12 protein-coding genes are annotated in these 14,525 nt (G+C 46.2%); 6 read left to right on the top strand and 6 right to left on the bottom strand.

Annotated elements, in window-relative coordinates; genetic code table 11:
• Both AC1DSE_RS06805 and AC1DSE_RS06800 read right to left on the bottom strand, forming a co-directional pair.
• Positions 1-752 (bottom strand): CBS domain-containing protein (locus AC1DSE_RS06805; protein WP_477527520.1); only part of this gene is annotated, 752 nt, incomplete at its 3' end.
• 235 nt (positions 753-987) lie between these two features.
• On the bottom strand, positions 988-3,057 hold the full coding sequence (locus tag AC1DSE_RS06800) for a beta-galactosidase (protein WP_477527519.1): 2,070 nt from the start codon (positions 3,055-3,057) through the stop codon (positions 988-990).
• Between the two features lie 150 nt (positions 3,058-3,207).
• Here AC1DSE_RS06800 and AC1DSE_RS06795 point away from each other — a divergent pair, with 150 nt between their 5' ends.
• The 4 genes from AC1DSE_RS06795 to AC1DSE_RS06780 all read left to right on the top strand — a co-directional run bounded on the left by AC1DSE_RS06795 (position 3,208) and on the right by AC1DSE_RS06780 (position 7,624).
• Positions 3,208-4,026, top strand: coding sequence for a helix-turn-helix transcriptional regulator (locus tag AC1DSE_RS06795; protein WP_076270194.1), 819 nt, complete (start codon positions 3,208-3,210; stop codon positions 4,024-4,026).
• A 1,052-nt stretch (positions 4,027-5,078) separates the two neighbouring features.
• Complete coding sequence (locus tag AC1DSE_RS06790) at positions 5,079-6,266, top strand: M20 family metallopeptidase (protein ID WP_477510638.1); 1,188 nt, start codon at positions 5,079-5,081, stop codon at positions 6,264-6,266.
• A 47-nt stretch (positions 6,267-6,313) separates the two neighbouring features.
• Positions 6,314-7,072 carry a threonine/serine exporter family protein gene (locus tag AC1DSE_RS06785; RefSeq protein WP_441885909.1) on the top strand — a complete coding sequence of 253 codons (759 nt, stop codon included), beginning with the start codon at positions 6,314-6,316 and terminating at the stop codon, positions 7,070-7,072.
• Positions 7,073-7,192: 120 nt separating this feature from the next.
• Positions 7,193-7,624 (top strand): threonine/serine exporter family protein, encoded by a 432-nt coding sequence (locus tag AC1DSE_RS06780; protein ID WP_477510637.1) that lies wholly within the window; start codon positions 7,193-7,195, stop codon positions 7,622-7,624.
• 6 nt (positions 7,625-7,630) lie between these two features.
• On the opposite strand, the gene AC1DSE_RS06775 is transcribed toward AC1DSE_RS06780, so the two are convergent.
• Entirely contained in the window at positions 7,631-8,482 is an 852-nt protein-coding gene (locus AC1DSE_RS06775; protein ID WP_477527518.1) for a lipoate--protein ligase family protein, read from the bottom strand.
• Between the two features lie 174 nt (positions 8,483-8,656).
• On the opposite strand from AC1DSE_RS06775, the gene AC1DSE_RS06770 reads away from it, so the two are divergent.
• Positions 8,657-9,523, top strand: coding sequence for an AraC family transcriptional regulator (locus AC1DSE_RS06770; RefSeq protein WP_339204013.1), 867 nt, complete (start codon positions 8,657-8,659; stop codon positions 9,521-9,523).
• 103 nt (positions 9,524-9,626) lie between these two features.
• Here the strand turns inward: AC1DSE_RS06770 and AC1DSE_RS06765 are convergent, their stop codons facing one another.
• From AC1DSE_RS06765 to AC1DSE_RS06755, 3 genes are all read right to left on the bottom strand, one after another.
• Positions 9,627-10,349, bottom strand: coding sequence for a response regulator transcription factor (locus AC1DSE_RS06765; protein ID WP_076270199.1), 723 nt, complete (start codon positions 10,347-10,349; stop codon positions 9,627-9,629).
• 109 nt (positions 10,350-10,458) lie between these two features.
• Positions 10,459-12,234 (bottom strand): two-component system histidine kinase PnpS, encoded by a 1,776-nt coding sequence (gene pnpS, locus AC1DSE_RS06760; RefSeq protein WP_477527517.1) that lies wholly within the window; start codon positions 12,232-12,234, stop codon positions 10,459-10,461.
• Positions 12,235-12,272: 38 nt separating this feature from the next.
• The gene (locus AC1DSE_RS06755) at positions 12,273-13,250 is read right to left on the bottom strand and encodes a bile acid:sodium symporter family protein (RefSeq protein WP_430061461.1); all 978 of its coding nucleotides are present in this window, start codon (positions 13,248-13,250) and stop codon (positions 12,273-12,275) included.
• Positions 13,251-13,365: 115 nt separating this feature from the next.
• On the opposite strand from AC1DSE_RS06755, the gene AC1DSE_RS06750 reads away from it, so the two are divergent.
• A complete protein-coding gene (locus AC1DSE_RS06750) occupies positions 13,366-14,508 on the top strand; it encodes a YfbR-like 5'-deoxynucleotidase (RefSeq protein WP_076270201.1) in 1,143 nt (380 codons plus the stop codon).
• Positions 14,509-14,525 lie beyond the last annotated feature (17 nt).

The raw sequence follows: 14,525 nt of genomic DNA, 5'->3' as shown, positions 1-14,525 counted from the left end.
ACTTTATCCAGCTCGTTTTTGCCGGTTAAGGTCAAATCGACCATCTCTACATACATTGACTCTCCATGTTCAGATGACTTGCTAACGCTGCTGACGGCTTGTTCGATCTCTCTCACCCGCTGCTCTGCTGAGCGAATCGTACTCATTTGCGCATCAACGGCTTCCTGCTGCAGCAGCCGGGAAATCTTGAGCATGTCCGACACAGTCAATATACCTGCAAGCTTATTTTTTAACGTAACGATGACACAATCGTAAAGCACACTCTCGTGGCGGCTTAATGCGCTGTCAATGAGCTGCTGCGGTGCATAATCATAATCGACTACGAGCGGACTCGCATCCATAAGCTTTGTAATTGGTTTGTCATCATACAAATCTGCGCTAAAGCGATGGCCCAGCTTCAGGAAGAACCGATTGCGCATCATCAGACCGATAGGAGCCCCTTGCTCCCCAGTTACGATAATGCACTCACTTTCCGGATGCTTCTTAAACACAGCGATCGTCTGCCGGCATGTATGCTCTGCGTCTATTGTTGGAGCCTGACGCAAAAAATGATGCAGGCGCGTTGCTTCTGCTTTTACCGGATGCATTGTTCTTTCATCAGCACGCTGCTCCGCTTGCTTAACAGTACTTTCATCGGTTCCTTTTACCTCAATTAATTGTTGTACGTTTCCGTTAAGTGGTGTGTTTGGAGCAGTACGCTCATTTTTCTCGATAGCTGATTGTTTTTCTTTATCTAGAACAGTCGCTGTCACTTCACCCTCACCCTTCCTTCTTTTTCCTTATGCACTCACTATAGGTCGTAAGCATCAATTGAATTAGGTAGAAATGTTATCGGAATGTTAAATTCGACAATATATTTTTTAATTTCCGTAAAAACATGCCTATTGAATTTTCCGATAAGAGAGTCTTTATGACTAAACAACAAAAAAGCTGTGATCCACAYACAGTTTCCTGTACGCTTCACACAGCTTTTCTATGAGGCTAGTATTATTTCGAAGCTCGTTTCAAGATCCGGCAGCCGTAAGGCTTCAATTCAACACTGTTGTTTAGAGCCGCACCYGTCAACAAATCTGTATACTGCTGAGCATCTAAAGCAACCGAAGATTCATTTGCACTGAAATTGGATACAAAGACGTAGTCGTTCACGCCATCTGTTCTTAATTGTGCAGTTACGCCATGCGGCAGCTCGGAATCAAGAACTCGCTTGATCCCCTCTTGCTCTATAATTCGAGTCAGAAAATCGTTTGTAAAAGATGCTTCGTTGCGCGATGCAACATAGTAGGCTTTGCCTGCACCCAAATGATTTACCGTTAAGGCAGGGCGACCCGCATAAAAATCCTCACCGTAAACAGCAAGTGCCTCCGCACCTTCAAGATGGATAAGATCACACAGCTCGCGTGCTGTATATTGGCCGCTCAGTCCAAGCTTATTTCCGTCCTTCAGCACGACCTGATTGGAATCATGATCATGCAGCGAATCGATCTCCTCGGACCAGATCCCAAGCGTCTTGCGCAGCGGTCCTGGGAAACCTGTTAGGAAGCATAGGTCGTTCTCATCGACGATACCTGTCCAATAAGTAGCGATGAAAGTACCGCCATTTTCAACAAAACGTTCAATGCGCTCGCCTACACCCGGACGCACCATATATAACATAGGAGCAATAAGGAGCTTGTACGAATCAAAGCTGCATTCCGAATCAATAATATCCACTGGCACACCCAGATCCCAGAACGGACGATAATGGCGTTTAGCCGTTTCTTCATAATGAAGACCGCTATTGCGCGGGCCTTGCGAATCCTTTACTGCCCAGCGATTTTCCCAATCATAGATAAGCGCTACCTCAGGCTTCACAGTTGTACCTACTACTTCGGTCAACTTCTCCAAAGCTTCGCCAAGCTCAGCCACATCGCGGAAAACGCGAGTATGCTCATGGCCGACATGATCCACTACTGCACCATGCAGCTTCTCGCTTGAGCCTCTACTCTTGCGCCACTGGAAATACTGAACAGTATCTGAGCCATGTGCAACCGCTTGAAGCGATGACAGCATGTGCATGCCTGGACGCTTCACTTTGCTGATCGGCTGCCAGTTCGTCATGCTCGGCGTGCTTTCCATCAGCATGAACGGCTTTCCGCCGCCAAGCGAACGAAACACATCATGGTTGAAGCCAATCCACGCCGCTTGCTCGCTGTCATCTCCGCCATTGTCATGCCAAGTTGGATAAGCATCCCACGATATCATATCGAGCAGCTCTGTAAACTTCCAATAGTTAAGCGGCTCAAAATCAAGCATAAAGTTCGTCGTAATCGGAAGCTCACTGTTAGCGGCGCGCAGCGGAGCTATTTCGTTGTGGCAGAAATCAACCGTTTGATCCGTAACGAATCTTCTCCAGTCAACATTCTGGCCGTGAACCGCTTTCTCGCCACGCTCGGTTGGCGACTCGACTTGGCTCCAATCGGTATACGTATGGCTCCAGAACGTCGTCCACCAAGCATCGTTAAGTGCTTCTAGTGTACCGTATTTATWTTTCAACCAGTCGCGGAAAGCGTCTTCACAATACGAGCAGTGACATTCGCCACCATATTCATTTGATATATGCCAGCCGATGACCGCAGGATGATCCGAATAACGTTCTGCCAGCTTCGAGTTCATGATCGTTACCTTCTCGCGATATACAGGTGAGCTGAAGCAGTGGTTGTGACGCGCACCATGCAAATTACGAATTCCGTTAGGTGCAACGCGCAGCACTTCCGGATATTTTTGAGACATCCAAACCGGGCGTGCTCCGCTTGGTGTAGCAAGCAAGGCATAGATGCCGTTAGCAGCAAATTTATCAAGCAACGTGTCCAGCCATTCAAATGTAAATACGCCTTCCTCCGGCTCGATCGCCATCCATGCAAAAATGCCTACAGACATCACGTTGCAATGTGCAAGCTTCATGAGGCGGATGTCTTCCTCCAGCACCTCAGGATACTTCTGCCATTGATCTGGATTATAATCTGCACCATGCAGCATTTGCGGAATTTTTGCACTTATCGGGGGAAATTTCATACTCATCTCATCTGCCTCCATTTTCGTCTTGCTTGCAGCTATTATTGGTTATACTATAATGATATTCATATTATATCTTGTTCATCGAACCAACTATATAACAGTATTTTCGCATTATTATAAAAATATGAAACAGGAGGACACCGTATCGACACGATGGTTTTTCCGATTTTGACAGAGACAGACAAGACACTCCCGGTTTATCTCACGAGTATCGGGCATTGGAGCGATCAAGAGCCGATTGACCGTCCAAACGGCTATCCTCATTTTCAATGGCTGCAAGTCATTAGCGGCTCGGGCGAGCTCCATGTTGGCGATCAACAAATGACCGTTCGAGCTGGGCAAGGGTTCTGCCTGTTTCCGAACGAGCAGCATCAATATTTTTCAATACAAGCGCCTTGGGAAATCATTTGGATGAGCTTTAGAGGCGATTTGTCCGACAAGCTGTTCAGGCAGGCTGGAATTACACAATCCGGTGTCTATTCGACTGCTGATCATGATATGATTGTTACCCACATGAAAAACATTTACGCAATGACGCAATCCGGCCGATCCTTTCTCGGTCTCGAGTGCTCTAAGCTGGTTTACATGTTTTTACTTGATTTAATGAAGGTTATTCTTGTAAGCTCACACTCGGTAGAACAAAACTACTTGAAGCTGCAGCCTGTTCTTCATTATATTGAAGCTAATTACAGCAAGCTTATTACGATAAAGGATTTAGCAGGCTGTATCGATGTAACGCCGCAGTACCTATGCTTGCTTTTTAAGAAAGCATTGAAAATGCGACCAATGGCATACGTAAACCGAGAGCGTGTCAATCGGAGCAAGGAGCTTATGTTCCGCGAAAGCGAGATCAAGATGCACGAAATCTCCCAGCGCGTCGGCTTCGACTCCCCCAGCTACTTCAGCTCCGTCTTTAGGCGGCTTGAAGGGTTAAGCCCGGAGCAGTTTAAAAAAATTCACGGCATGCGCTGATGTAGGGGCAGTTGTGTGGATCGGAGTTGGCTCCGTAAGAACACATAGGTGCTTGCAGCGATGATCCTTTGATTGCTGGCAGCACGCCTGACGGGCTCCATAAGAGCCTATAGGTTCTTACAGACGCTCAGCTAGGTTACTTCGGAGGCTGTAAGAACACATACGTGCTAACAGCAGACTTTYCGYTGTTGGCAGCACGCCTGACGGGCTCCATAAGAACCTATAGGTTCTTACAGGCACATAGCTAGGTTACTTTGGAGGCTGTAAGAACACATACGTGCTAACAGCAGACTTTCCGCTGTTGGCAGCACGCTTGACGGGCTCCATAAGAACCTAAAGGTTCTAACAGGGACATAGCTAGGTTACCTCGGAGGCTGTAAGAACACATACGTGCTAACAGCAGACTTTTCGTTGCTGGCAGCACGCCTGACGGGCTCCATAAGAACCTATAGGTTCTTACAGGCACACAGCTAGGTTACTTCGGAGGCTGTAAGAACACATACGTGCTAACAGCAGACTTTCCGCTGTTGGCAGCACGCCTGACGGGCTCCATAAGAACCTATAGGTTCTTACAGGCACATAGCTAGGTTACTTTGGAGGTTGTAAGAACACATACGTGCTAACAGCAGACTTTCCGCTGTTGGCAGCCGACCTGACGGGCTCCATAAGAACCTATAGGTTCTTACAGACGCTCAGCTAGGTTACTTCGGAGGCTGTAAGAACACATACGTGCTAACAGCAGACTTTCCGCTGCTGGCAGCACWCCTGACGGGCTCCRTAAGAACCTATAGGTTCTTACAGGCACATAGCTAGGTTACTTTGGAGGTTGTAAGAACACATACGTGCTAACAGCAGACTTTCCGCTGCTGGCAGCACGCCTGACGGGCTCCATAAGAACCTATAGGTTCTTACAGGCACATATTTAGGTTACTTTGGAGGTTGTAAGAACACATACGTGCTAACAGCAGACTTTCCGCTGYTGGCAGCCGACCTATTCCGAACATAGAGCCGAGTTCATAGGTTTCACTTCAATTCAGGAGGTTCATATCATCATGACTAATAAAAAACTTATATTTAATGAAATTGATCTATATGCGGACGCTTTTCGCACGGTATCACGATCGGTGGGCAGCCGGCCAGAGCTTGGACATGAGGAGTTTTTTGCTTCTGAGCTGCTCTGTACGGAGCTTGCAAAATACGGGTTTGAGGTTGAACGTGGTATTTTAGGCATTGAAACATCTTTTATTGGTGTTTATGATACAGGAAGCCCTGGCCCGACAGTTGGCTTCTTATGCGAGTATGATGCTCTGCCAGAAATCGGACATGCTTGTGGACATCATCTCATCTGCTCTATGAGCATGGCAGCAGCTGTCGGACTTAAAGCGGCTTTGATAAACAGCGGCATTGGCGGAAAAATTCGCATCTATGGTACGCCAGCTGAGGAAACACGCGGAGCGAAAGTACCAATGGCAGAGGCAGGTTTATTCGATGACTGCGACTTCGCTTTAATGGCGCATCCATACTATACGTTTGAACGTTCAGGCGAATCACTAGCGCTGGATGCCGTGCAGTTTGAATTTCATGGTCTAGCCGCGCATGCAGCTGCAAGTCCATATGAAGGAATTAATGCGCTGGATGCTGTTCTTCAGCTATTCAATAGTGTTAATGCGCTGCGCCAACAAACACGCAGCGATGCGCGCATTCATGGTATTATTGACAACGGCGGCAAGGCGCCGAACATTATTCCTGATTATGCATCGGCCAAATTTTATGTCCGCTCGGCTTCACGCACTTATACAAACGAGCTCACTGCGAAAGTGCTGCGCTGTGCAGATGGGGCCGCATTGCAGACGGGCTGCACCGTTACAACAAATCATTTCGAATACTCTTATGACGATCTGCTTACTAATGAAGCATTGTCCGAGCAGTTCAATACGAATCTGATCAAGGCAGGCATTCGCCCTGAGGATATGGAAATCGGCAAGGATCATGGCTCGCTTGATTTAGGCAACGTCTCCGTTCGCTGTCCAGCTATTCATCCTTACGTCAAGGTGGTACAAGATCGTTTGCTGCTTCATACGGAGGCGTTTCGTGATGCGGCAATGACCGAATATGCGCTGGACGGCATGTTATTTGGTGCCAAAATGCTAGCTGCAACCGCATACGACGTATTTGCCGATCCTGCGCTGCTCGCACGAATTCGCGCTGAATTCGAGCATCAAACCAAAAGCAGCAAATAAGAACAGGATAAAGAACAACTTCGCTCGGAATGGGGAGGCAGGCCGCAATGGATAAAAGCATCATCAATAGCCACGAAATTACACAAATTTGTTTATTGGCCGGCAAAATCATTTTGCAAAACGGCGGCGAAACCTATCGTGTCGAAGATACGATGTCCCGAATTGCAGCTGCTTACGGCATAGAGAACTCCCATAGCTTCGTCACGCCGACCGGTATTATATTTGCCATTGACGGTTCATCCCAGATGACGAAGCTCATTCGTATTTCCGAGCGTTCGACGAATTTGCTTAAGGTATCCTTAGTCAACGATATTTCCAGAAAAATTAGCACCGGCACGCTGGCTGCTGGCGATGCACACCGACTTTTACAAGAAATAGACTCTAACGCTTTCGTTTATCCGGTTTGGATGAAAATCATAGCTGCTGCTATAGCGAGCGGCTGTTTTCTTATCATGTTCCAAGGCAGCTGGCGCGACTTCATCCCTGTTGTGCTCATCAGCGGCATTAGCTTCGGTTTTTCAGTTAAACTGCATCGAATCGTGCCGATCAAATTTTTCTCCGAGTTTATTACGGCTTTGCTGATCGGCACCTTGTCCGTGCTGTTTGTACATAAAGGATATGGATTTGACCTCGATAAAATTATTATCGGTTCTGTTATGCCTCTTGTGCCCGGCTTGCATATTACAGCAGCAGTCAGAGACCTGATGGCTGGCCACCTTGTATCAGGGCTTTCGAAGGGAGCAGAAGCTTTTCTCACAGCATTCGCTGTGGGTGCGGGAATCGCCGCGGTGCTCTCGTTTTATTAATCAAGCAAAAACGCCTTCGGCGTACTTTAGACGCTGAAGTAGCTTTGACGGTGAAATATAAGATAAGTAATAGAAAATGATATACTTTCTTATATTTCGCAAATTCGGAGGTGTATTACGTTGTCGATAATAGAACAGCTAGTCACTAGCTTTATAGCTTCAGCAGCCTTCGGCCTCATCTTCAACGTACCGAAGCGAACGCTTGTGCACTGCGGCGTTGTTGGCATGATAGGCTGGTTCATTTATATTTCCTGCACAGAGCTGTCGCTGGATACCATTCCTGCGACGCTAATTGCTGCTTTTATCGTAACCGTAGTGAGCCAGCTATTCTCAAAGCTATACAAAACGCCCATCATCGTCTTCAGCGTATCCGGCATTATTCCTTTAGTTCCCGGCGGACTCGCCTACGATGCTATGAGAAACGTCGTGGAAGACAATTATGACATTGCCGTGCAGCTAGCCGTAAAAGCATTCATGCTCTCAGGAGCCATTGCAATTGGTCTTATTTTCTCAGAGGTCGTCAATCAGCTCATCCGTAAAACGGAACGTTAGCGTAATTTATTGAGTTGGGATCGCATACCTGGAACGCAATAATTTGGCCATTTCCATGATTTGTTCTTTTGTCGGCATTACAAGCTTCGACTCTGCTTCTCTCATACCCGCTTCCGTCTGCTGCGAAGCTATGACTTGTTTGACCGCTTTGACAAAAGCTTCTCCGRCTCCTGTGCCAAGCGGTGTCAATTGCTCCAAACTAGCCGTGCTTTCAGCAGCCACAAGCGGATAATCGTTTTCGTTTTCCCCCTGTGCAGCTTTATCATAGAAGGATCGAACGAAGCTGGCCCGCTCCTGGCCAGATCCATCCGCTACAATAAAGGCTTGTACAATAAAGGCATGCGTCTGCCGACGCTGTGCGATGCCGCAAAATTTATACCCGCCAATGCTCAAATCAAATTCGCCAGGACAATAAGCACCTTTGATTTCCCCTTTATCTACTTGGCAGCCCGTCTCCTGTAATGCATGACGAATCAACCCATACATTTTTTCAAAATCATCATGAAAATGAAAGGAGTCCAACGCTTTTTTCGGCATGATCAGCGATATATTAATGACCCCCAAATCAAGCGGTACCGCAGCTCCTCCCGAATTGCGCACAGCAGTAGACCAGCCTTCCGATTGAAGAGCCCTTTCAGCGTCGGCAGCGCCTGGCAATCGGCTGTCGCGCAGCCCCATAACAAATGCTCTTGGGTGACGCCAAATATGGCAAATGGCTGGACCTCCCTGCCCTGTTTTTCTGCAAAGCAGCTCATCCAGCGCAAAGGGATATAACACATCTAATTCATCCAGCTCATTCATGCGGTCGAGCAGCAGCACATTTTCCAAACCATAATCCCTTATCGAATCCCGTTCCATATGTCGTCCAGCCCTCTCTGTTAATCCCTTACTCCGTATACTTGCTAAGTTATATCTATTTTAACGATAAATGAGCAATCGCGCATCATTTATACCGCTCCCTTATTGCTAATGGTGAAAGCATTCAATACAATAAGGATATTGTCATGCAGCGCCAAGGGGGTAACATTAGATTTGGAAGCAATAAATGAAAAAGTCGCATACGAAAACCCATTGCTGTCGCTGCGCGTTTTTCGCCCCATTCGCAGTCTGGACGGTTATACAAACTGGCATTATCATAAACAGGTTGAGCTGCTGCTCATTCTTGAGGGTGAGCTGGACGTTTACGTCGATGAAGAAAGCTTTCACCTGACTTCTGGCGACATCGTGCTTATCGGAGCTTCGGAGCTGCACTCCGATCGCAGCCATAACTTGCTCGATTATATTGTGCTTCAATTCGATCTGGAACCGTTTTTTGATCAAAGCACGATTCCCTATATGCGGTACTTCTCAGAAACCCAAACACCGCTCAGTAAAGCGAATTATATTTTCCAAGAAAACAACACGGCAAAGCAGCAAGCTGTCTCCTACATTCATCAGCTATTGCACGAGACGACTCATAAGGAAACTGGCTACGAGCTGGCAGTCAGCGTTTTAGTCAAGCAAATATTGCTGCTTTTGCTCCGCAACGACAGCCGCAAAGTGTTGATTGAGCAAGATAACTTTGAGCGCATTCGTCTGAAACCGGTGCTCGATTATATCGAAAATCATCTGACGGATCGTATCCAAGTTGAAGAGGTTTGCAAGATCGCCAATATGAGCTATTATTACTTCGTAAAATATTTCAAAAAAACGATCGGGCTTTCCTTTACGGAATATGTGAATTATCGCAAGGTGAAGTGGGCAGAACGAATATTGCTGACGAAGGATTTGAGCATTTCGGAGGTTGGCGAGCGAATCGGGATGCCGAATATGGCACATTTTTATAAAATGTTTAAAAAATACAACGACTGCTCGCCTAAGCAATTCCAGCGTAAGATGCTTGTGCTTAACCGGCAATAGTCTGCTTATCAACCAAAAATGCCTTCAGCGTCCTTTGGATGCTGAAGCAACTTTGACGGAGAAATATAAGATAAGTATAAATATTAGAAAAAGCTCGTCCACCCTATAATTTCGGGGTAACGAGCTTTTTTGGCATAACGAGTTTATAACCTACACCACGGATCGATTCGATTTGTACAGATTGCTGACCAAGCTCCAGCTTCTTCCGCAATGAGCTCACATGAACATCAACCGTACGTTGGCCGCCGATATAATCGAAGCCCCACACGACATTCATAAGATCATCCCGCGTAATTACCATGCCTGGACGCTGTACTAAATAAAGCAGAACCTCGAACTCCTTCGGTCTAAGCGGAATCGTATCGCCGTTTAAGATGACCTCATACTTCTCGGGATAGATGGACAAATCACCAGCTGTGATGACTTTCTCTGAAGACTCGATCGGCTTGCTATCATCAAGCTGTGTCCGACGAAGCACCGCGGATACGCGTGCTAGAAGTTCAGCCACGCCAAACGGCTTCGTAATATAATCATCAGCACCATGCTTCAGTCCTTGCACAACCTCTTCTTCCGCATTGCGAGCTGTTAAAATAATGACCGGTGTTCTTACGCCATTTTGACGAAGACGGTTTAATATTTCAAAGCCGTTCATGCCAGGAAGCATGATATCTAAGATGACCAAATCGAAATTACGCTGCAAAGCCGTCTGCAAGCCTTCCCCGCCATGATCGATAACGGTCGTTTCATAGCCCTCTTGGGTCAAATTGTACGACAGAAGCCTTGCTAATGTCGGTTCATCTTCAATGACGAGCACTTTATGCGACATGTTACCTCCAACCTGGCGAATGGCGGCGCCAAAGACGCCGCATCCGCATATTTAGAACGTTTAGCTTTAGTTTATCACGGATTCATGAAGAATAGGTAAATCTTTTTTTCTATTGCAGTACAGGCAGCTCGATCGTGAATGTAGATCCTACACCAACGTCACTTGTTACTGTAATGGTACCTTTATGCAGCTCAACGAGATGCTTAACGATCGATAATCCAAGCCCCGTACCGCCTGAGCTGCGCGAACGTGCTTTGTCAACGCGATAAAACCGTTCAAATATACGCGGCAAATCCTTTTTCGGAATACCGATGCCGGAATCGCTAATTTGAATGCGAATATGATCATCGCCCAAACCTTCAACCTTTAAGGATACTCTGCCCCCTTCAGGCGTATAGTTAATCCCGTTTGATAACAAATTCATAATGATTTGACGCAAACGATCCTCATCGGCTTCAACATAAAGACCCGGCTCGATGTTCATGCTGAGCTCAATTCTTTTGCGAACCGCTTCTGATTCCATCAGCTTAATCGATTTGTGAACGAACGTATCCACTTCTACAGGCGAGAACACAAGCGGCACTCGCCGTGACTCGATTTTGGACAGCTCCAATATATCTCCGATCAATCGGTTAAGCCGATCTGACTCATCAAATATAATTTGCAAGAAAGAACGTGCTGTTTCCTCATCGTTAACCGCGCCGCCAAGCAGCGTCTCAGCAAAACCCTTTACTGCGGTAATCGGCGTCTTCAGCTCATGGGAGACGTTTGCGACAAATTCACTGCGCATCCTCTCCAGTCTGCGAATAGCGGAAACGTCCTGCAATACAAGCAGTACTCCAGAGAAATCATTCCCCTCCGGATGAATCGGCACGAGATTAAGCTCCAGCAGCCTCTCCTCTGGAAAATAAAACGTAATTTCCTCACGCAGATGCTGTTTGCTTTTAAGACCCTCTTGAATCATTTGCGACAGCTCGTATTGCTGCTTCGCTTCCGCATAATGACGGCCAACGAGCTCACGAGCGGAGAAGCCGAGCACTTCCTCTGCACGTCTGTTCATCAAGACGATTTTTCCATTCAGGTCGATCATGACGATTCCGTTAATCATATTATCAAGAACACTCTCAAGCTGATTCTCATTTTGCTGGATACGCGTCATTTGAACTTGCAAGCTGYCTGCCATCGCATTAATAGCATTTCCAAGCTCACCAATTTCATCTTGCTTCATCACTTTTACTCTTGCCAAATAATCCATATTTTTGATGCGTTTAGCAACCTTCGTAATTTGCTCCAGCGGCCTTGTCAGACCAAGTGCAAGGCGGTAGCTAATAAAAGCTGCAATAAGGAAAAGTACAAGCAAGCCTAAGAACAGCATCATCGTCAATTGACGTATGCTTTCATCAACTTCCTTCAAACTCATCGCAAGGCGAATCACATCAGGCGCTTGACCCGGCACCACCGTTACAGGTATAGCGACATACATCATATTTTGTCTAACCGTTTCACTAGCCCGAATCGATCTTCCTGTTCCTGTAGCCAATGCTTCCTTAACTTCGGTACGGTTTAGATGATTGTCCATATCCCGAGGATCTCCATTTGAATCACCTAACACCACACCATCATTGCGAATAAAGGTTACTCGAGCACCCGCATAACGCTGGAGCTCCTTTGCCTCATCTGTATAATAGTCATATAAGGAGGAAATTTCACCTGATTTCCAATTCATTTTTGCCGAGATGATCTGCATCTCACGAACCATATTGTCTTCAAGCGCGTTGATATGGTTTTCCTTGAACGTTTTGACCATAAATAATCCTGCTGCACTGACCGATAATGCGATCATCGCAATCATGATGAGCGTCAGCCTAGTGCGGAAGCTGTTCATTAACATTCACTCCTTATGTTTAATCATGCACACATCGTTTATGGTACATGCGTCGCAGTACTTTCGCTACCCTTGTGATTATTAAGTTTTTGTAAAACATAATGGTACACGGTTGCTAAAGGCTGCTGAATAAGAATCGACAACACAACAGGCACAGCAGCTATTGGACTGAAATAACCGAGCGCCAGCACAATGCCAAGAGAAATGTTGCGCATTCCTGTTGCATAGGAAACGGTCACCTGCTGCTCGTGTTTGCGAAGCGGCGCCGTTCCAATGTAGCCGAAGGCGTAACAAGCACTAACCAGCAGCACAACAATCGGAACGAGCAGCAGCATATCCTGCTTCAGCTCTCCTAAATGAGGCGCAATAGCCGATGCATTTAACGCGACAACACCGACGAAACAAAGCTTGGAAAGCGGTGCTGTAAATGGCTGCACGATACTTTGAATACGTCCTCGGCTCATTTGATTAAGGGCGACGCCAATGATCGTAGGAAGTACAATAATAACGAGTAAATCAACAATAATGGGTCCTGCCTTCACTTCAACAGCGGAGTCAAAAAACAGATGGATACCCGCCGGCACTACCAGTGGACTAAGCGCTGAATCGAGCACAACCATGGCTAGCATAAGCGGAACACTGCCTCCTGACATGCCAACCCATAGCACGGTAGACACTCCGATTGGTATAAGCGTAAACAAAACGAGGCCCACCACATAGGGCGAATCTGCACCAAATGCGAGTGCCCCAAGTCCATAGGCTACCAGCGGAGATACGACATGAGCAATCAAAAAGGTAAGCCCCATAATGCCCGGCCGCTTCAGTACCTCTCGCAATTGTCCTAATCCGCAGCCAATGGCCATCGTTAGCGTGACATAGGCAAATAAGTAAGGAACCATTTCAATAAAAGGCTGAAGCTGTGTTGCAAATAGAAAGCCAAGTATCAACGATCCTGGAATAATGATGAACATCCATCTCTCAAATTGCTGGTTAAAAGCTAAACCCCATTCACGCATGATCTTTCCCTCATTTACCTCTTCTAGTCGATTTTGTACATAAGCTATATAATAACATAGACACTCCGCACATGAACGGAAACTCTTGAACTTCGACTAAAAAGGAGCCCGATTTATGAAAAACGGTAAATTCACCAATACGATCATTCGGATGCAATATGTACCTAGATGGAGCGAATATGCTCCACGATTTGAGGATAACGCCTCCGCTCATAGCTTTAGATGCGCTGCATTGTCTATTTTGATTGGTATTATTGAAGAAAAAATATTCAAGCAGCCGTTAGATAAGCTGAAGCTTGTAGGAAGATGCTTATGGGGTGATCTCAAAAACACGGGCACCGGCTCCATTAAGCATGTCACCAAAAAAGAATCGCTCGTTATGAATCATATCCGAGACTTCGAAATGGAACTTAGCAAGGAGATTGTCTCGTACCTATCCAAGTCTCTACAGGCTCAAGCATTCGATTTTATCGTCCATGCGCAAGATGATTCACCTATTGGACGATTAGTTGATGCCATCGATACGCTGGATGCCTATTTGTATTGTCACAGAGAATCTCGTTATGACACGAATCCTTTTTTTCATGCCAAATATAAGGAGCTCGAACAAGTGCTGCGAAGCACAGAGCTTCCATCCATACACTGGCTGCTCGATGAATACGATAAACATGATGGCTTTTATGAATTTATCCAATACATTATGAATCTCGATACCGTAAAAAGATGGAACGGCAGCTATAATCTCGTTCCAGACAATGATGCGACACATTCCTTCCGAGTCGCTTCACTTGCTTTGTTTAATGGGCTGCTTGAAATCGAGCGCTTCGGCAATAAAAATATCGATCTCTATAAGCTGCTCGCCAAAGCTGCCCTTCATGATTTGCCTGAAGCTTTATCCGGCGATGTTGTATCGAATTTCAAGCACAATAATCCAGACATTAAGCACGCTTTCGAGCAATACGAGAAAGAAACCGCTCAGTTCATGATTAATAAGCTTCCATCGTTTTTTCATGAAGATATGACCGAATTCATAGTACACAGCAAATCAGCAGATGCAAATGGTGAACTCGTTGATATTTCCGACAAGCTGGACGCCTTAATCAAAGCAAGCCTTGAGATGCGAAATAACCCTCATTACGCTGATACTTATTATAACCAGCTGGTGAAGGTTCAGCATCGCTATGAGAATGACTGTGTTGTTTTTTTCCTGGCTTATATTTTGCATGACTTAACCTATTCCAATTTAATTGGACAATAAGTCTTCAATACAAAATG

This window comes from Paenibacillus sp. 01L418 (assembly GCF_056400045.1).
Note: the sequence above shows the minus strand (reverse complement) of the source record. Positions and strands in the feature narration are given on the sequence as shown.

Excerpts from the sequence above, each read along its gene's own strand:
- AC1DSE_RS06795 (WP_076270194.1), top strand. The coding sequence starts at position 3,208 with ATGGTTTTTCCGATTTTGACAGAGACAGACAAGACACTCCCGGTTTAT.
- AC1DSE_RS06790 (WP_477510638.1), top strand. The coding sequence starts at position 5,079 with ATGACTAATAAAAAACTTATATTTAATGAAATTGATCTATATGCGGAC.
- AC1DSE_RS06785 (WP_441885909.1), top strand. The coding sequence starts at position 6,314 with ATGGATAAAAGCATCATCAATAGCCACGAAATTACACAAATTTGTTTA.
- AC1DSE_RS06765 (WP_076270199.1), bottom strand. The coding sequence starts at position 10,349 with ATGTCGCATAAAGTGCTCGTCATTGAAGATGAACCGACATTAGCAAGG.
- AC1DSE_RS06755 (WP_430061461.1), bottom strand. The coding sequence starts at position 13,250 with ATGCGTGAATGGGGTTTAGCTTTTAACCAGCAATTTGAGAGATGGATG.
- AC1DSE_RS06750 (WP_076270201.1), top strand. The coding sequence starts at position 13,366 with ATGAAAAACGGTAAATTCACCAATACGATCATTCGGATGCAATATGTA.